The following is a 17,567-nucleotide window of genomic DNA, read 5'->3' as shown; positions in this document are numbered from 1 at the left end:
AGCCGAGAAGAGTGTTGAACTCTTTCATTTGAACCATGAAAAGCTGGTCGATGCGCGGAAGAGCATGAACCGTCAACTGAAGAGGGCGTTCGACGATGCAGTCCGCTACATGGACGGTGACTTGGGGGACCCAAGCACTAAGCATGCTCTGAACTCGTGCGTAAATGAATTGAAACGAGCACTATCCGAGAGTTCAGAGTTGTCGTCGGCGGCCAGGGCATATATTCGCAGTCGCCGCGGAGACGGTGCAACAGGGCGAGAACTTGCGAATCGACTTCTTGAGACTTGATCCTCAAGCCCGCTCATATCTCTTAGGTCGCCCACATTAGCTTCCGATGGCCGCTTTCTATTGCGCTCGCTAAGTCGGGAAGCGTAGATCGGCAGAGACGGCTGCGAGTTGAACCTGGGCTCGACCACGTCGCCGCCCTCGTCGCGACGGAAGCTGCGGGGCAATTCGATGGCACCGACCAAATCGTCGTTGAACTCTCGAGCTGCTCGGCGGGGGACTAGCACTCCAAGATCGTCTGGCCCCCGACCTGCTGGCTGTCGAAATCTTCCAGAAAGTCCGGCGAGTCCGTAGCCCGTGACATACCATATGCCGGAGGCTTTGACGTTCCAGTCCCGGATGGTGTGGTCGTCGTCGAGTGGCGGATTGAGATCGGGTGGCCGGCCAGCCTCGGCGACCAGCGAGCCAAGCCGGTTCGCTCGCCCAATTGATATTCTTCGGTCTGTCGGCGCCCCAAGGTGACGTCGTCAGAGCGCTCCCGGCTTAGCTGAACATAACAAGAGTTGGGAAGGCCGTGGTCGCGTTTGCTGCCCGAATCGCAAAGGCCTCATGTCCTCGCTGCGCCAAGTGAGCGTCTAGGGATCTCTGTGAGCAGCACGACATGATCCTAGGCCGGTCAGTTAGCCCTTCGACGTTGACTGCGATCCAAAGCGGAACTCCACCACGTCGCCGTCCTGCATGACGTAGTCCTTGCCCTCCATGCGCGCCTTGCCGCGCGAGCGGGCCTCGGCGACGCTTCCGGCATCCATCAGGTCGTCGAACGAGATGACCTCCGCCTTGATGAAGCCCTTCTCGAAGTCGGTGTGGATGACGCCGGCCGCCTGCGGGGCCTTCCAGCCCTTGTGGATGGTCCAGGCACGCGACTCTTTCGGGCCGGCCGTCAGGTAGGTCTGCAGGCCGAGGGTGTCGAAGCCGATGCGGGCGAGCTGGTCGAGGCCGGACTCCTCCTGGCCGGTCGACGCCAGCAGTTCGGCGGCGTCGGCCGCATCAAGGTCGATGAGTTCCGACTCCAGCTTTGCGTCCAGGAAGACGGCCTGCGCGGGCGCGACCAGGGCGGCCAGCTCGGCTCGACGGGACTCGTCGGTGAGCACATCCTCGTCCACGTTGAAGACGTAGATGAAGGGCTTGGCGGTGAGCAGGCCCAGCTCGCGGACCGGCTCCAGGTCGATCGACGAGGTCGACAGCGGCTTGCCCGAGTTGAGGTACTCGATCGCGGCGCGCGCGGTCTCCAGGACCACCGGCTCCAGCTTGCGGCCCTTGACCTCCTTCTCGTACCGCTGCTCCGCCTTCTCGAGGGTCTGCAGGTCGGCGAGGATGAGCTCGGTGTTGATGGTCTCCATGTCGCCCGCCGGGTCGGTCTTCCCGGCCACATGGACGACGTCGGCGTCGCTGAACCCGCGCACGACCTGGGCGATGGCGTCCGCCTCGCGGATGTTCGCCAGGAACTTGTTGCCCAGGCCCTCGCCCTCGCTCGCGCCCTTCACGATGCCGGCGATGTCGACGAACGACACGGGAGCCGGCACGGTCCGCTCGCTGTGGAACAGCTCGGCGAGGCGATCCAGCCGCGGGTCGGGCAGGTTCACCACGCCGACGTTCGGCTCGATGGTCGCGAACGGGTAGTTCGCGGCGAGCGCGTCGTTCTTGGTCAGCGCGTTGAACAGGGTGGACTTGCCCACATTGGGCAGCCCGACGATTCCGATAGTGAGAGCCACGGTCGTCCATTCTACGGGGCGGGTGGGATGCGGCCGGCCGACGGTCGGGCGGCTCAGCCCTCCAGCGTGGCCCGGTAACTGCGGGTCACGTACGGCAGCTCGAAGGTGTCGCGCCCGGCGAGGTCGGGATGCTCGCGAGCGAGGCGCCGCAGCGACTGGATCACGGCGGCCTGGCCGTCCGGGTCCTTCGTGATGAAGTAGCTGCGGGAGCGCGCCAGATCGAGCAGGCCGTCGACGGTGAGCGCCTGCACCCAGCGGGTCTCGTGACGTTCGAGCGGACCGAACGGCGGCGGCACCACCGGGTCGGCCTCGTCGTCGAACACGGCCGAGCCCGCATCCATCAGCTCGCCCAGCTCGCGCACCCAGCCGACGCTCTCGTCGCGCTCGTTCCAGACCAGTCCGAGCCGGCCGCCGGGGCGGAGCACCCGGGCGACCTCGGGAACCGCTCGGTCGGCGTCCACCCAGTGCCACGCCTGCGCGACGACCACCAGGCCGAACGCGTCGTCCGGCAAGGGAATGCGCTCGGCGGCGCCCCCGCGCGCATCCACGTCGGGGAGACGCTCCTGGAGCACGCGCAGCATCTCGGGCGACGGGTCCACGGCGGCGACCTCGAGTCCGCGCTCGACGAGCGATGCCGTGAGCTTGCCCGTCCCTGCGCCGAGGTCGAGCACCGGCCCCTCCACCCCGTCGAGGAGCCATCTGACCGCCTCCGCCGGGTACGTCGGCCGGGCCGCGTCGTAGAGGTCGGCGGCGCGGTCGAACGAGGCGGAATGGAGGTCGCGCTGCTGACGGGATCGCATGCCGCCGATCGTACGCGTCGCGACCGATACACGCCCGGCCGCGCGGTTGAGGTGCACGTAGGTGCGCATTCACACGGCGTGTCGACCGCAACAACGTGCACCTCGCGGCGGGATGCGGCGGGATGCGGCGGCGCGCGGGCGGGATGCCGGGCGGCGTCGGTGGGCCGTGTCAGCATGACGACGTGACCCTGGACTTCACCGCCATCGACTTCGAGACCGCCAACTCCTCCGCCGCATCGGCCTGTTCGGTCGGACTCGTCAAGGTCAGAGACGGCAAGGTGGTCGACCGGGCGGGATGGTTCATCCGGCCGCCGCTGGGGCACGACGTCTTCCAGGAGTGGAATGTGCGCATCCACGGCATCCGGCCCGAGGATGTGGCCGACGCGGCGGGCTGGGTCGACCAGCTGGCCGATCTGGTCGAGTTCGCGGAGGACGACCACCTCGTCGCCCACAACGCGGGCTTCGACATGGGTGTGATCCGGGCCGCATGCGCGGCGACCTTCGTGGCCTGCCCCGAGTACAGCTACCTGTGCAGCCTGCAGGTGGCGCGCAAGACGTACCACCTGGAGTCGTACCGTCTGCCCGTCGCGGCGATGGCGGCCGGGTTCGAGGACTTCGCGCACCACGACGCGTTGGCGGACGCCGAGGCGTGCGCGGCCATCATGATCCACGCCGCCCGGCGGCACGACGCGGCCACGATCGCCGACCTCGCCGAGCTGACCGGCGCGCGGCTCGGACGCATCGGCGTTCCCATCGCCGCCTGATCGAGGCGTGACATGTGCGGCGATCCGCCGCGGATTGGAGCGATTCCGCGCGTCTCGGCGGGGCGGGATCGGACTCGCGGGCCGCGGAAGCGGCAGTGTCGGCGGCTGCTGACACACTGAGGGCATGGACATCCTCGCCCTGCTCCTCGGCCTCCTGATCGGCCTCGTCGTCGGCGCCATCGGCGCGGGCGTCGCCGTCCTGCGCCTCCTGCGTTCGCGGACGTCGGCCGAGCCCGCCGCGCCGGTCGTCGACCCGGTCGTGCTCGCTGCACAGCACCAGGCCGAGCTCGCCGAGCTGCGGGCGGCCGAGACGGCGGTGCAGTCGGAGATCCGGGCCGATCTCGCCGCTGCCCACAGCCGGGTGGATGCGCTGCAGGATCAGCTGCGCGCCGCCCAGGAGCAGTACCGCGAGACGGTGGAGCAGCATCGCGCCGAGGCGGAGGCCCGCGCCGAGCGCGAGCGCGCCGAGAGCAAGGTGCTGCAGGCCCTCGCGCCGGTGCGCGAGAGCCTGACGGACATGCAGCGCAAGGTCATCGAGCTCGAGACCCAGCGCAACCAGCAACACGGGCAGCTCGCCCAGCAGCTGCGGTCGGCGGCGGAGTCGGAGGAGCGGCTGCGCAGCACGGCGGAGGCCCTCGCGTCGGCCCTCCGCTCCAACAGCACCCGCGGTGTCTGGGGCGAGACCCAGCTGCGGAGCGTCGTGGAGGCCGCGGGTCTCATCGAGCGCGTCGACTTCGACGTGCAGTCGAGCATCCACTCGGAGTCCGGCGCAGGCCGCCCCGACATGATCGTGCGTCTCCCCGGCGGCAAGAGCATCGCGCTCGACGCCAAGGTGCCCTTCAACGCGTACCTCGAGGCCAGCCAGATCCCGGCGACGGCGACCGGTTCGGAGGCCGCACAGCGGGAGGCGCTGCTCAAGCAGCACGTCAAGGCCGTCCGCGACCACATCACGGCTCTGGGCAGCAAGGCGTACTGGACCGGTCTCGAGTCCTCCCCCGAGCTCGTCATCGCGTTCATCCCGAGCGAGTCGCTCGTGTCGTCGGCTCTCGAAGCCGATCCCTCCATCATGGAATTCGCCTTCGGCAAGCGGGTCGCGCTCGCGTCGCCCGTGACCCTGTGGTCCGTACTCAAGACCGTGGCCTTCAGCTGGCAGCAGGATGTGCTGACGCAGGAGGCGAAGCAGCTGTTCGACCTGAGCCGGACGCTGTACAGCCGTCTCTCCACCACGGCCGGTCACATCGAGAAGCTGGGCCGGTCGCTGGAGCGCACGGTCAAGGACTACAACGGCTTCGTCGGGTCGTTCGAGCGCCAGGTCTTCCCCGCGGCCCGCAAGCTCAACGCGCTCGACGAGTCGAAGGTCATCGGCGTGATCGAGGGCATCGAGGAGGCGCCGCGCGAGCTGACGGCGTTCGAACTCGTCAGCGAGCTGGAGCCCCGCGACATGCACGGGATCGACAAGCTGGCCATCGAAGAGCAGGAGCGCGCCCACGCCCTCGAGGCGGAGCGCGACACCGGCGCAGCCTAACCCGCGCGCCGGACCTCAGAGCTGGTCGGGCTCCAGCCACTTCTCCGCGAGGTGGTCCGCCACCACGCGACGGGCGGTGCCCGACTTCGACCGGAGCACGATCGACTCCGTCCGGATGATCGGTCCCTTGCGGCGCACGCCCTCCACCAGGCCGCCGTCGGTCACACCGGTCGCGACGAAGAACGTGTTGTCGCCCTGCACCAGGTCGTCCGCGCTCAGAATGGTGTCCATCTTCAGTCCCGCGGCGATGCCCTTCGCCCGCTCCTCGTCGTCGCTCGGGGCCAGCATGCCCTGCATGAACCCGCCGAGGGCCTTGATCGCCGCCGCCGTGATCACGCCCTCCGGGCTGCCGCCGATGCCGACGCACATGTCGATCCGCGACTCGTAACGCGCCGCGTTGATGCCACCCGCGACATCGCCGTCGAGCAGCAGCCGCGTCCCGGCTCCCGCCGCCCGGATCTCCTCGATCAGGCCCTCATGCCGCGGCCGGTCGAGCACCGCCACCCGAACCTCCGTGACCGGCTTGCCCAGCGCCTTCGCCAGCGCCCGGATGTTCTCACCGATCGACTGCGAGAGGTCCACGACACCGTGGCCGGCCGGACCGGTCACGATCTTGTTCATCCGGAACACGCTCGACGCGTCCAGCATCGATCCCCGGTCGGACACCGCGATGACCGACAGCGCGTTCTGCCGCCCGGCCGCCGTCAGCGAGGTGCCGTCGATCGGGTCGACCGCGATATCCACCGCGGGCCCGCGTCCGTTTCCGACGTGCTCGCCGTTGAACAGCATCGGCGCGTTGTCCTTCTCGCCCTCGCCGATCACGATGACGCCGTCGAAGTTGACCGTCCCGAGGAACTTGCGCATCGCATCCACCGCCGCACCGTCGGCCGCGTTCTTGTCGCCGCGCCCGATCCACGGCGTCGCCCGGATCGCCGCCGCCTCCGTCGCCCGCACCAGCTCCATCGCCAGGTTCCTGTCCGGGTGCTGGAAGTGCGTGGCGGTGTCGGTCATGCTCATGGTGGGTCCTCCCGGACGGATTCGGAACGTCGTCGTCGATACCGGAGCGGGATGCCCGCCGCCGGACGCTGCCAGTGTATCGACCGCCCCCTGCCGCGTCAGGGGGTCCGCACGGATGTGCACCCGCGCGGAGCCCGGGCGTCCGCGAGACGAGCCCCCGGGCGCACCGGGGCGCCTCGGTATGATGAGGGCGTTCGACACCCCGATCCTCAAGGAGCCGCAATGCCCATCGCCACGCCGGACCAGTACGCAGAGATGCTCGACAAAGCGAAGGCCGGCGGCTTCGCCTACCCGGCGTTCAACGTGTCGTCGTCGCAGACGATCAACGCCGTGCTGCAGGGTCTCACCGAGGCGGGGAGCGACGGGATCATCCAGGTCACCACCGGCGGTGCGGACTACTTCGCGGGCCAGACCGTCAAGGCCAGGGCGACCGGCGCGCTCGCGTTCGCCCGCTTCGCCACCGAGGTCGCCAAGAACTACCCCATCACGGTCGCGCTGCACACCGACCACTGCCCGAAGAACGCCCTCGACGACTTCGTGCTGCCCCTCATCGCCGCCTCCGAGGAGGAGGTGAAGGCGGGCCGCAACCCGATCTTCCAGTCGCACATGTGGGACGGCTCGGCGGTCCCGCTCGACGAGAACCTCGAGATCGCGCAGGAGATGCTCAAGCGCACCAAGGCCATCAACGCCATCCTTGAGGTCGAGATCGGCGTCGTCGGCGGCGAGGAGGACGGCGTCCGTCACGAAGGCTCCAACGAGGCCCTCTACACGACCCTCGCGGACGCGGAGAAGGCGGTCGACGCGCTCGGCCTCGGCGAGAACGGCCGCTACATGGCCGCACTGACGTTCGGCAACGTCCACGGCGTCTACAAGCCCGGCAACGTCAAGCTGCGCCCGGAGCTGCTCAAGGAGATCCAGGACGGCCTGGCCGCCAAGTACGGCCACGGCCCGAAGCCGCTCGACCTCGTCTTCCACGGCGGATCGGGCTCGACCGACGAGGAGATCGCCGAGGCGGTCCGCAACGGCGTCGTCAAGATGAACATCGACACCGACACGCAGTACGCGTTCACGCGCTCGGTCGCCGGCTACATGTTCGAGAACTACGACGGCGTGCTCAAGATCGACGGCGAGGTCGGCAACAAGAAGGCGTACGACCCGCGCGCCTGGGGCAAGGTCGCCGAGACCGGGATGGCCGCGCGCGTCGTCGAGGCGACGCAGCAGCTCGGCTCGGCCGGCCACTCCGGCAAGTAGCACTCACGGGCGGCGGTCGCGTCACGCGCCGCCGCCCGCACCACGCGAGCCACGGGCTCCAGCAAGGGAGGCGGCCACGATGGCCGAGCAGGAACCGCAGCCGGACGACCGGCCGCGCCCGCAGTACGGGGAGCTCGCGCCTCCCGGCTGGGTGTGGCGTCCGCCCGCGGATGCCGACCGTCTCGACACCTCGCGCCCGCTGGAGCGGGAGGACGACGTTCCGCCCGTGCCGGCGACCCCGGTCCTCGGGCCGCGTCCACCGGCCCCCGGTGCTCCGCCGGCGAACGTGGACGGCCGGCCGGCGCCCACCTGGAACCTCACGCTGACGGTCCTGCTCGGCGTCTTCGGCTTCTTCGGGATGACGTACTCGATCGCGACGCTGCAGGCGATCCCCGCATCCATGCAACTGCTGCACAGCACGAACGGGCTCGGCGAATACGTGCCCGTGCCGCTGGTCGGCACGCTCGTGCTCATCGGCTCGATCGTGATCGCGGTCATCTGGGCGGTGTCGGCCGGATTCGCCGCCTGGCTGCTGGTGAAGCGCCGCCTGGCGTTCTGGGTGCCGCTCGTCGCGGGGATCGTCGCCATGCTCGCGCTGATCATCTTCGCGGGGGCCATCCTCGCGACGGACCCGGTGCTGCTCGGGTTCTACGGGGGCGTCACGCCGCCGTCGGCTCCGGTGCAGACGCCGTAGCGCGCCGGCTCAGCGCCCGCGATCGCTCAGCGCCCGCGACCACCAAGCGCCCGCGCATCCTGCTTGCCCGTGATGTCCTTGCGGAGCTCCTTCGGCAGCGAGAACATGAGGTCCTCCTCCGCCGTCTTGACCTCCTCGATGTCCTGGTAGCCGGCACCGGCGAGGTCGTCGAGCACCTCCTGCACCAGGACCTCGGGAACGGATGCGCCGCTCGTCACACCGACGGAGGAGACGCCGTCCAGCCACTCCTGCTTGATCTCGCTGGCGTAGTCGACGCGGTAGGCGGCCTTCGCGCCGTACTCCAGCGCGACCTCCACCAGGCGAACCGAGTTGGACGAATTGGCGGAGCCGACGACGATGACGAGGTCGGCCTGCTCGGCGACCTTCTTGATGGCGACCTGCCGGTTCTGGGTCGCGTAGCAGATGTCGTCGCTCGGCGGGTCCTGCAGGTTCGGGAAGCGCTCACGGAGGCGACGGACCGTCTCCATCGTCTCGTCGACAGAGAGCGTGGTCTGCGACAGCCAGACGACCTTGTCCGGGTCTTTCACGACGATCGAGTCGACGTCGTCCGGTCCGTTGACCAGGGCCACGTGGTCCGGAGCCTCGCCCGCGGTGCCCTCGACCTCTTCGTGACCGGCGTGGCCGATCAGCAGGATCTGGAAGTCGTCGCGCGAGAAGCGCACGGCCTCGCGGTGCACCTTGGTCACGAGCGGGCAGGTCGCGTCGATGGCGCGGAGCCCGCGCTCGGCTGCGGCGTTCACGACGGCCGGGGACACCCCGTGCGCCGAGAACACGACGTGCGCGCCCGACGGCACCTCGTCGACTTCGTCCACGAAGATGGCGCCCTGCTGCTCCAGCTCGGACACGACGTGCACGTTGTGGACGATCTGTTTGCGCACGTAGACGGGGGCACCGTACAGGTCGAGCGCCTTCTCGACGGCGACCACGGCGCGGTCGACACCGGCGCAGTAGCCGCGGGGCGCGGCCAGCAGCACCCGCTTATGTCCGACGACCGGGTTATCCTGAAGCCGTCGCCTGGCGCCGGGAATGCGCGGCATCGGGAGGCTGATGGTTGCGTCGCTCACCCCTCGATCCTACGTGAGCGCGCTGAGCACGGAATGGGAGACGGCGGTGAGCCAGACGACCACGGTCGCAATGCAGGCGGCACCGCCGACCGTCGACGCACCGTGGCCGGTCGCGCTGCTCAACAGCAAGATCAAGGGATGGATCGACCGGCTGGGCACCGCCTGGGTCGAGGGCGAGATCACCCAGTGGGGCATCTCGGGCGGAAACGTCTACGGAAAGCTCAAAGACCTCAACGAGGACGCCACGATCAGCTTCACGATCTGGTCGTCGGTGAAGGCGCGCATCCCGGCCGACCTCAAGCAGGGTGACCGTGTGGTGGCCGCCATCAAGCCCAACTTCTGGGTCAAGGGCGGCACGCTCACCATGCAGGTCTACGACATGAAGCACGTCGGCCTCGGCGACCTGCTCGAGCGGCTGGAGCGGCTGCGTCAGCAGCTCGCCGCCGAGGGCCTGTTCGCGGTCGAGCGCAAGAAGCGCCTGCCGTTCCTCCCCCACACCATCGGTCTGGTGACCGGCAAAGACTCCGACGCCGAGAAGGATGTGCTCCGCAACGCGCAGCTGCGCTGGCCGCAGGTGCGCTTCCGGGTCGTGCACGCATCCGTCCAGGGCGAGCGCACCGTGACGGAGGTCGTCTCGGCCATCCGCACATTGGATGCCGACCCCGAGGTCGAGGTCATCATCGTCGCGCGCGGCGGCGGCGACTTCCAGAATCTCCTCGGCTTCAGCGACGAGCGGCTGGTGCGGGCGGCCGCGGCCGCGCTCACGCCCATCGTCAGCGCCATCGGGCACGAGGCCGACCGGCCGCTGCTCGACGAGGTCGCCGATCTGCGCGCATCCACCCCGACGGATGCCGCGAAGCGCGTGGTGCCGGACGTCGCCGAGGAGCTCGCGCGCGTCCAGCAGGCGCGCGCCCGGATGGGTGTGCGCGTCACGCAGCGGATCGCGCACGAGATCGACCGGATCGGGCACCTGCGCACGCGACCCGTGCTCGCCTCCCCCTCGTGGATCGTCGACGCGCGGGCCGAAGAGCTCACCCGCTACGTCGCCCGTGGCACCGAGCTCGTCGGCCGCTGCGTCGAGCGCGAGACCACGCGCGTCGCGGAGCTGCGCGGCCAGCTCCGTGCGCTGTCCCCGCAGGGGACGCTCGACCGCGGCTACGCGATCGTGCAGACGTCCGCCGGTCACGTCGTCACCGAACCGGCCGAGGCAGGGGTCGGCACCGAACTGCGGGTCACCGTGTCGGGCGGTTCCTTCGCCGCCACGGCCGGCGACGAGCTCCCGTCGCCCGCGGGTCACGGCACGTCGGCCGGAGCCGATGGATCGTCGGCTCCAGCGGACCCTCAGCGGGACAAATAGAATGGACGTCATGCCCAGTTCCGAGACCGCCCCCGCGGGCGACCCGCTCAGCGCGCTCAGCTACGAAGAGGCGCGCGACGAGCTGATCCGCGTGGTCGGAGAGCTCGAGCAGGGGTCGGCGACGCTCGAAGAGTCGATCGCCCTGTGGGAGCGCGGCGAGGCTCTCGCCCGTCACTGCGAGGAGTGGCTGATCGGCGCGAAGGCGCGACTCGATGCGGCGCGGTCGGGCGCAGGAGCCGCTTCGCAGTCGTCAGAAGCCCCACAGTCCTCAGAAGTCATGGGCGGATGAGCCCCCGCACCAGCAAGCCGCCCGCGGTCGTCGCCGAACTCGGCCGTCCGGAGACGCCGGAGGAGACGGCCGCCCGCAAGGCGCAGAACTCGGCGAACCACCGCAATCGCCAGACGATCAACAACCTGATCTACTCGCTGATCGCGACGCTGGCGCTGGTCGCCGTGATCGTGCTTGTCGTGCCGCGCGGCAACCCGACGGCGACGAAGCCGCCGGTCGACTACGCGTCCGTCGCGCAGGAGGCGCAGGGCAGCGAGCCGGACCGCCTGCTCGTGCCGAAACTCCCCTCGACCTGGAAGTCGAACAACGCCGAGCTGCGCACCAAGACCGCCGATGGCGTCGACTCCTGGTACATCGGGCTGATCACGCCCAAGGAGCAGTTCATCGGCGTCACGCAGGGATTCGGCGCGAACGACAGCTGGGTGTCCGATCAGGTCGCCAAGTCTCGGATCGCGGGTACCCGCGAGATCGACGGCGTGACCTGGGACGTCTACGACAATCGTGCAGCGGGGTCGGGCAACGGGAACGTCGAGTACGCCCTGGTGACCCACGCCGGGGACAGCTCCATCATCGTGTTCGGCACCGCGATCGACGCCGAGTTCCGCACGGTGGCGTCGTCGCTGGCCGATCAGATCCACTCACTCGGAGGAGAACGATAACCGTGCCCACCACGCGCCCCGGAAAGATCTGGAACGCCATGCTCGAGGGCAACGCCCGCTTCGTCGCGGGCGAGCCGCAGCATCCCCATCAGGATGTGACCCGCCGCGAGGTCGTCGCCGGCGGCCAGGAGCCGGTGGCCGCCATCTTCGGGTGCGCCGATTCCCGTCTCGCTGCCGAGATCATCTTCGACCTCGGGCTGGGCGACGCCTTCGTGGTGCGCAATGCCGGGCAGGTCGTCTCCGACTCGGTCGTCGGGTCGCTGGAGTACGCGGTGGCGGTGCTCAACGTCCCGCTCATCCTGGTGCTCGGCCACGACAGCTGCGGCGCGGTGGCGTCGGCCATCGCCTCCCAGGCCGCGGACGCGGATCCGCTCCCGCCGCACATCGCCGACCTGATCGCGCCGATCGTCCCGGCCGTGCACCGCGTCGCCGGACCGGGTGCGGTCGAGCCGTCCGCGGTCGACGCCTCGGCCGTGGGCCGCGAGCACCTGCGCGACACCGTCTCCGAGCTGCTCGCGCAGTCGGAGATCATCTCTTCCGCGGTCGCCGAGAACACCCTCGCGATCGTGGGCGCCAACTACCGGCTCGCGGAGGGCCGGGTCGTCCCCGACGTCGTCGTCGGCATGCGCGACTGACACCAGCTCCCGCCAACAGAAAGGAAATACACACCGTGGTGGACACCCAGGCGGACGCCGAGTACCGCATCGAACACGACACGATGGGCGAGGTGCGCGTCCCGAAGGACGCCCTGTACAGCGCGCAGACGCAGCGCGCGGTCGAGAACTTCCCCATCTCGGGCGACGTGCTCGAGCCGGCCCAGATCGCCGCACTGGCACGCATCAAGAAGTCGGCCGCCCTCGCGAACGCCCGCCTCGGCGTGCTCGACCAGGAGATCGCCGACGCGATCGCCGCGGCCGCAGACGAGGTGGCCTCCGGCGCGCACAACGCCGAGTTCCCGATCGACGTGTACCAGACGGGCTCCGGCACGTCCTCGAACATGAACATGAACGAGGTGCTGGCGACCCTCGCGTCGCGTCGCCTCGGCCGTCCGGTGCACCCGAACGACCACGTGAACGCCTCCCAGTCGTCGAACGACGTCTTCCCGACCTCGGTGCACATCGCCGTGACCGGCGCGCTCATCGACGAGCTCATCCCGGCCCTCGATCACCTCGCGGTCTCGCTGGAGGCCAAGGCGGAGCTGTGGGCGGAGGCCGTGAAGAGCGGCCGCACGCACCTCATGGATGCGACCCCGGTCACCCTGGGCCAGGAGTTCGGCGGCTACGCCGCGCAGATCCGCTACGGCATCGAGCGCATCCGCGCCGCCCTCCCCCGCGTCGCCGAGGTCCCGCTCGGCGGCACCGCGGTCGGAACCGGAATCAACACGCCGCTCGGCTTCCCGCAGCTCGTCATCGAGCTGCTGACGGACGAGACCGAGCTGCCGATCACGGAGGCGCGCAACCACTTCGAGGCGCAGGCCAACCGCGACGCGCTCGTGGAGGCGTCCGGCGCCCTCCGCACGATCGCCGTCTCGCTGACCAAGATCGCGAACGACCTCCGCTGGATGGGCTCCGGCCCGAACACGGGCCTCGGCGAGCTGCACATCCCGGACCTCCAGCCCGGATCCTCGATCATGCCCGGCAAGGTCAACCCGGTCATCCCGGAGGCCGTGCTCATGGTGGCGTCGCGGGTCGTCGGCAACGACGCGACGATCGCCTGGAGCGGGGCGTCGGGCCTGTTCGAGCTGAACGTCGCCATCCCGGTCATGGGGACCGCGCTGCTGGAGTCGATCCGGCTGCTCACGCAGGCCAGCCGCGTGCTCGCCGACAAGACGATCGACGGCCTCGAGGCCAACCTCGACCGTGCCCGCGCTTTCGCCGAGTCGAGCCCCTCGATCGTGACCCCGCTCAACCGGGTGATCGGCTACGAGGCCGCCGCGAAGGTCGCCAAGCACGCCGTCGCCAAGGGCATCACCGTGCGCGAGGCCGTCATCGACCTCGGCTTCGTCGAGCGCGGCGAGGTCACCCTCGACCAGCTGGACGCGGCCCTCGACGTCCTCTCCATGACCCACCCCGGCTGAGGTCTCCCACCCCCGTCGACTACGCAAAAACTGCACGCAGAATCCCCACTCTGCGTGCAGTTTTTGCGTACTCGATGGGGGGCGGAACTAGGGTCGAGGGGTGTTGTCGTACGGGGATGCGCTGCCGGGGAGGCCGCGCCGGGTGGTGGTCGCGGGCGTGTCCGGCAGCGGCAAGACGACGCTCGCCGGGCGCATCGCACAGCTGACCGGCGGACCGCACACCGAGATCGACGGACTCCGACACGGGCCAGGATGGGAGCCGCGGCCGGAGTTCGTGGATGACGTCCGCACCTTCACCGCGGCCGACTCGTGGACGACCGAGTGGCAGTACTCCGCGGTCCGCGACCTGCTGGCCGAACGCGCCGACCTCCTCGTCTGGCTCGACCTGCCGTTTGCCCGGGTGACCCTGCCGCGGGTCGTCCGCCGGACGCTGCACCGCCGCATCCACCGCACGGAGCTCTGGAACGGGAACCGCGAGCCGCGGCTCCGCACGATCTTCCGCGACCCGGAGCACATCATCCGCTGGTCGATCTCGTCCCGCAACACGTACGCGGAGCGCGTCCCAGTCGCCGAGCGCGCACACCCGCGCCTCGTCGTCGTGCGCCTCCGTTCGACGCGCGAGGTCGAACACTGGCTCGCCGGCCCGCTTCAAGCCGCCACCGCAGCCAACAGCTCCTGAGTTTTTCGCGCGACACGCCGCCTTTCGCGCGAAAAACTCAGGAGCGGATTGCGTGGGTCGGTCAGAACAGACGGCGCGCGGCGTCGAGGGCTCCCGGTGCGTCGTCGGTGAGCGGGAGGAACGACGCGCACTGCCAGCGCTGGGTCGTCGCGGCCTGCGGACTGGTCACCTCGGACCAGGGCGGATAGACCCGGAACCCGCGCTTGCCGCCCGCGCCGTCGACTGCCACCACGCCGCGCGAGGCGAGGACCTCGCTCGGGAACACGAACGCCCCGAAGCCGCTCCCGGGCGACGACCACGAGCCGCCGCTGATCGCCCGTGTCGAACGGCTCGGAACCGCCGTCGGCCGCACGGCGCCAGACGGCGACGAACAGCCCGGTCTTGCGGGGCGTCACCCGCGCCACCCGGAACCGAACGAGACCGTCCGGGGTGTCGCACACGGCCGCGTCGTACCCGCCGTTCTCGCCCTCCGGCCGGAGCGCACCGTGCGGAACGCCCAGAGCATCCATCACTCCCAGCACCCGCTGGATGTCGGCAGCAGTCATGCGCCCTCCCCCGTCACCATGGAGACGAGGGAGGGCGGCGATGTATGACGCGCGATGGGCTACGCGAGCTCGTTGGCCTCCAGCATCTCGGTGACGAGGGCCGCGATCGCGGAGCGCTCCGAGCGGCTCAGCGTGACGTGCGCGAACAGCGGGTGGCCCTTGAGGGTCTCGATCACGCTGGCGACGCCGTCGTGCCGGCCGACGCGGAGGTTGTCGCGCTGCGCGACATCGTGAGTGAGCACGACGCGCGAGTTCTGGCCGATCCGGCTGAGCACCGTGAGCAGCACGTTGCGCTCCAGCGACTGCGCCTCGTCGACGATCACGAACGCGTCGTGCAGCGACCGGCCGCGGATGTGCGTGAGCGGCAGGACCTCGAGGATGCCGCGGTCGAGCACCTCGTCCAGCACGTTCTGCGACACCAGCGCGCCGAGCGTGTCGAAGACCGCCTGACCCCACGGGTTCATCTTCTCGCCCGCGTCGCCGGGCAGGTAGCCGAGTTCCTGGCCACCGACCGCGTACAGCGGGCGGAACACCATGATCTTCTTGTGCTGGCGCCGCTCCAGCACGGCTTCGAGGCCGGCGCAGAGCGCGAGCGCCGACTTGCCGGTGCCCGCGCGACCGCCGAGCGAGAGGATGCCGATCTCCGGGTCGAGCAGCAGGTCGATCGCGAGCCGCTGCTCCGCCGAGCGCCCGTGCAGCCCGAAGACGTCGCGGTCGCCGCGGACCAGCTTCACCTCGCCCTCGGCGACGACGCGGCCCAGGGCCGAGCCGCGGTCCGAGTGGATGACGAGGCCGGTGTTGACGGGGAAGTCCGCGGCCAGCTCGGTGCGCATCCACTCGTCTTCGTACAGCGCGGCCATCTGGTCGCTGCCGAGCGAGATGTCGGCGAGCCCGGTCCAGCCGGAGTCGACGACCTGCTCGTGCCGGTACTCCTCCGCGGCGAGGCCGATCGAGGCCGCCTTCACGCGCAGCGGGAGGTCTTTCGAGACGACGGTGACGTCGAGCCCGTCGTTGGACAGGTTGAGGGCGACCGCGAGGATGCGCGAGTCGTTGTCGCCGAGCTGCATGCCGCTCGGCAGGACGGACATGTTCGAGTGGTTGAGCTCCACCCGCAGCGAGCCGCCGTCACCGACGGGGATCGGGAAGTCGAGCCGTTCGTGCTCGACCCGGAGGTCGTCGAGGTTGCGCAGCGCCTGCCGCGCGAAGTACCCCAGCTCGGGGTCGTTGCGCTTGCCCTCGAGCTCGCTGACGACGACGACGGGGATGACGACAGCATGTTCCGCGAAACGGAAGATGGCCTTCGGATCGGAGAGGAGGACGGACGTGTCGAGCACATACGTGCGCTCTTTCGTCTTCGCCGCTCCCGCTGCCTCGCCGTTCGACCGGGTTGCTGCCTGTCGGGTTGCTGATTCCGCCACGACCACTCCCACCCCGCCGCTCCCTCGGGAGCCGGCGGATCTCACTGACGAGACGGCCGCTTGGTTTCGAGACGAACTTTTGTGGCCGTCTCGATCGGGCGCGGTGCCCGATGGGTTGAACCTACGCCCGGGCACCGACATCGGTTCGACCGCGCCGCCGCGTGTCGTGTTACGACGACGTGAACAATCGCCCCCACTTCGGGGAGGGCCCCGAGGCGGGTCAGGCGACCGGATGAGGGGATGCCCGTGAACCGCGGATCAGGCCGCCGACGCGTACGACGTGAAGGCCGCCCGCAGCATGTCGAGCGTCTCCTCCGTCGTCCCCGCGTGCACGCTGATGCGCGCGTTCGTCGCACGCACCGAGGCCGTCACGCCGTGGTTGTGGAGGGACGCGCCGAGCACGGTCAGCTGCTCCGGCAGCGGCTCCAGCACGATCATCCCGGCGCGCTCGGCGGGGCTCCGCGAGGAGCTGACCGGCACGGCGAACTCGTCGGCGAGCTGCAGCACGCGCTCGACGTTGTCGGAGATGGCCGCGGAGATCGCGCTCACGCCGACCGCGTCGACCTCTTCGAGCGCCGCCGCGAAGCGCGCCTCCGCGACGAGGTCCGGGTTGGAGATCGAGAAGGCGCCGGCGCCCCGCACCGGCTCGAGCACCGCGTCCCACGGCTGCTGCGGCCCGGAGCCGGTCCAGCCGCTGAAGACGGGCGTCAGGTGGTCGATCGCGCGCTCGCTGAGCGCGAGGAATCCCGTGCCCCAGCCCGCGCGCATCCACTTCTGACCGCCCGACACGACGACGTCGGCGACCTCCCACGGGGCGTCGACGACACCGAAGCCCTGGATCGCGTCCACGATGAGCAGGCGGTCGCCGATCACCTGACGGATGCCGTCGATGTCGGCGAGGTAGCCGGTGCGCGAGTCGACGAGGCTCACCATGACGGCCGAGGTGCTGTCGGTCAGTTGCTCGCGGATGCGCGACGGCGTCACACGGCCGCCGTCGGTCTCCAGCCAGGTCGGCGTGATGACGCGCAGGGCCCGGGCCGCGCGCTCGGCGGCGTAGGTGAGGGACGGGAACTCGGACAGCGACAGCAGCACGTCGCCGCCGGTCAGCCCGAAGGTGGCGTGCAGCAGGCCGCTCGACGCGTTCGGCTGGAAGCTGACCTGGTCGGCTGGGAACCCGGTGAGGGCGCTGACGCCGTCGCGCACGCGCTCGTCCTCCGTGCGCATCCGCTCGATGGTGCCGTAGCGCGCCTTGGAGAGGATCTCGTACTGCCCGATCGCCTCCGCACGCACGGTCGCGGACAGCGGTCCGACCCGTCCGTAGTCCAGATATCCGGGCTCTTCGCCGAACCCGCGGGCGTACTCCTCGACCGTCGTCACCCTCCGATTCTGGCCGAACCCGACCGGCCTCC

Annotated in this window: 17 protein-coding genes and 1 pseudogene; 10 read left to right on the top strand and 8 right to left on the bottom strand. The window is 69.9% G+C overall.

From position 1 onward, the window contains the following. Positions 1–906: 906 nt before the first annotated feature. Both ychF and H284_RS0117480 read right to left on the bottom strand, forming a co-directional pair. Positions 907–1,998, bottom strand: coding sequence for a redox-regulated ATPase YchF (gene ychF / locus H284_RS0117485; RefSeq protein ID WP_020077243.1), 1,092 nt, complete (start codon positions 1,996–1,998; stop codon positions 907–909). Positions 1,999–2,051: 53 nt separating this feature from the next. Then, positions 2,052–2,798 (bottom strand): class I SAM-dependent methyltransferase, encoded by a 747-nt coding sequence (locus H284_RS0117480; RefSeq protein ID WP_029042997.1) that lies wholly within the window; start codon positions 2,796–2,798, stop codon positions 2,052–2,054. Between the two features lie 182 nt (positions 2,799–2,980). On the opposite strand from H284_RS0117480, the gene H284_RS0117475 reads away from it, so the two are divergent. Together H284_RS0117475 and H284_RS0117470 are read left to right on the top strand one after the other, a co-directional pair. Further along, entirely contained in the window at positions 2,981–3,562 is a 582-nt protein-coding gene (locus H284_RS0117475; protein WP_039731421.1) for an exonuclease domain-containing protein, read from the top strand. Positions 3,563–3,686: 124 nt separating this feature from the next. Beyond that, positions 3,687–5,087, top strand: a complete 1,401-nt coding sequence (locus H284_RS0117470) for a DNA recombination protein RmuC (RefSeq protein WP_020077241.1) — start codon at positions 3,687–3,689, stop codon at positions 5,085–5,087. A gap of 15 nt (positions 5,088–5,102) precedes the next feature. Here the strand turns inward: H284_RS0117470 and glpX are convergent, their stop codons facing one another. Beyond that, a complete protein-coding gene (gene glpX / locus H284_RS0117465; RefSeq protein ID WP_018191542.1) occupies positions 5,103–6,104 on the bottom strand; it encodes a class II fructose-bisphosphatase in 1,002 nt (333 codons plus the stop codon). Between the two features lie 222 nt (positions 6,105–6,326). Here glpX and fbaA point away from each other — a divergent pair, with 222 nt between their 5' ends. Continuing rightward, a complete protein-coding gene (fbaA, locus tag H284_RS0117460; protein WP_020077240.1) occupies positions 6,327–7,355 on the top strand; it encodes a class II fructose-bisphosphate aldolase in 1,029 nt (342 codons plus the stop codon). Between the two features lie 79 nt (positions 7,356–7,434). Beyond that, on the top strand, positions 7,435–8,049 hold the full coding sequence (locus tag H284_RS0117455; protein ID WP_020077239.1) for a DUF6264 family protein: 615 nt from the start codon (positions 7,435–7,437) through the stop codon (positions 8,047–8,049). Positions 8,050–8,075: 26 nt separating this feature from the next. Here the strand turns inward: H284_RS0117455 and H284_RS0117450 are convergent, their stop codons facing one another. Next, complete coding sequence (locus H284_RS0117450; protein WP_029042996.1) at positions 8,076–9,107, bottom strand: 4-hydroxy-3-methylbut-2-enyl diphosphate reductase; 1,032 nt, start codon at positions 9,105–9,107, stop codon at positions 8,076–8,078. Positions 9,108–9,180: 73 nt separating this feature from the next. On the opposite strand from H284_RS0117450, the gene xseA reads away from it, so the two are divergent. The 6 genes from xseA (at position 9,181) to H284_RS0117420 (ending at position 14,195) form a co-directional block, all read left to right on the top strand. Beyond that, the gene (gene xseA / locus H284_RS0117445; RefSeq protein WP_029042995.1) at positions 9,181–10,491 is read left to right on the top strand and encodes an exodeoxyribonuclease VII large subunit; all 1,311 of its coding nucleotides are present in this window, start codon (positions 9,181–9,183) and stop codon (positions 10,489–10,491) included. Between the two features lie 10 nt (positions 10,492–10,501). After that, positions 10,502–10,780 (top strand): exodeoxyribonuclease VII small subunit, encoded by a 279-nt coding sequence (locus tag H284_RS0117440; protein ID WP_018191547.1) that lies wholly within the window; start codon positions 10,502–10,504, stop codon positions 10,778–10,780. Next, on the top strand, positions 10,777–11,439 hold the full coding sequence (locus H284_RS0117435; protein WP_018191548.1) for a DUF4245 domain-containing protein: 663 nt from the start codon (positions 10,777–10,779) through the stop codon (positions 11,437–11,439). Before H284_RS0117440 ends, H284_RS0117435 begins: the two co-directional genes overlap by 4 nt. A 38-nt stretch (positions 11,440–11,477) precedes the next feature. Next, positions 11,478–12,074: a carbonic anhydrase gene (locus tag H284_RS0117430; protein ID WP_172823249.1), complete on the top strand. Its 597-nt coding sequence runs from the start codon at positions 11,478–11,480 to the stop codon at positions 12,072–12,074. Positions 12,075–12,109: 35 nt separating this feature from the next. Further along, entirely contained in the window at positions 12,110–13,516 is a 1,407-nt protein-coding gene (locus tag H284_RS0117425) for a class II fumarate hydratase (RefSeq protein WP_020077235.1), read from the top strand. 100 nt (positions 13,517–13,616) lie between these two features. Further along, positions 13,617–14,195 (top strand): P-loop NTPase family protein, encoded by a 579-nt coding sequence (locus H284_RS0117420; RefSeq protein WP_231371269.1) that lies wholly within the window; start codon positions 13,617–13,619, stop codon positions 14,193–14,195. Between the two features lie 61 nt (positions 14,196–14,256). Here H284_RS0117420 and H284_RS21280 read toward each other — a convergent pair whose 3' ends face one another. The 4 genes and pseudogenes from H284_RS21280 to H284_RS0117405 all read right to left on the bottom strand — a co-directional run bounded on the left by H284_RS21280 (position 14,257) and on the right by H284_RS0117405 (position 17,535). After that, entirely contained in the window at positions 14,257–14,460 is a 204-nt protein-coding gene (locus tag H284_RS21280; RefSeq protein ID WP_286132325.1) for a MepB family protein, read from the bottom strand. Between the two features lie 82 nt (positions 14,461–14,542). Next, positions 14,543–14,704 (bottom strand): annotated as a pseudogene (locus H284_RS21275) (MepB family protein); the annotation flags it as partial. Positions 14,705–14,799: 95 nt separating this feature from the next. Beyond that, the gene (gene phoH2, locus H284_RS0117410; RefSeq protein ID WP_442911231.1) at positions 14,800–16,164 is read right to left on the bottom strand and encodes an RNA 5'-3' helicase PhoH2; all 1,365 of its coding nucleotides are present in this window, start codon (positions 16,162–16,164) and stop codon (positions 14,800–14,802) included. Between the two features lie 252 nt (positions 16,165–16,416). Next, positions 16,417–17,535: an aminotransferase class V-fold PLP-dependent enzyme gene (locus H284_RS0117405; protein WP_020077233.1), complete on the bottom strand. Its 1,119-nt coding sequence runs from the start codon at positions 17,533–17,535 to the stop codon at positions 16,417–16,419. Positions 17,536–17,567 lie beyond the last annotated feature (32 nt).

The sequence above is a fragment of the Cryocola sp. 340MFSha3.1 genome (assembly GCF_000383315.1).
Classification (GTDB): Bacteria; Actinomycetota; Actinomycetes; order Actinomycetales; family Microbacteriaceae; genus Leifsonia.
The sequence above is the reverse complement of the archived record's forward strand: the minus strand, read 5'-3'. Positions and strand labels throughout refer to the sequence as shown.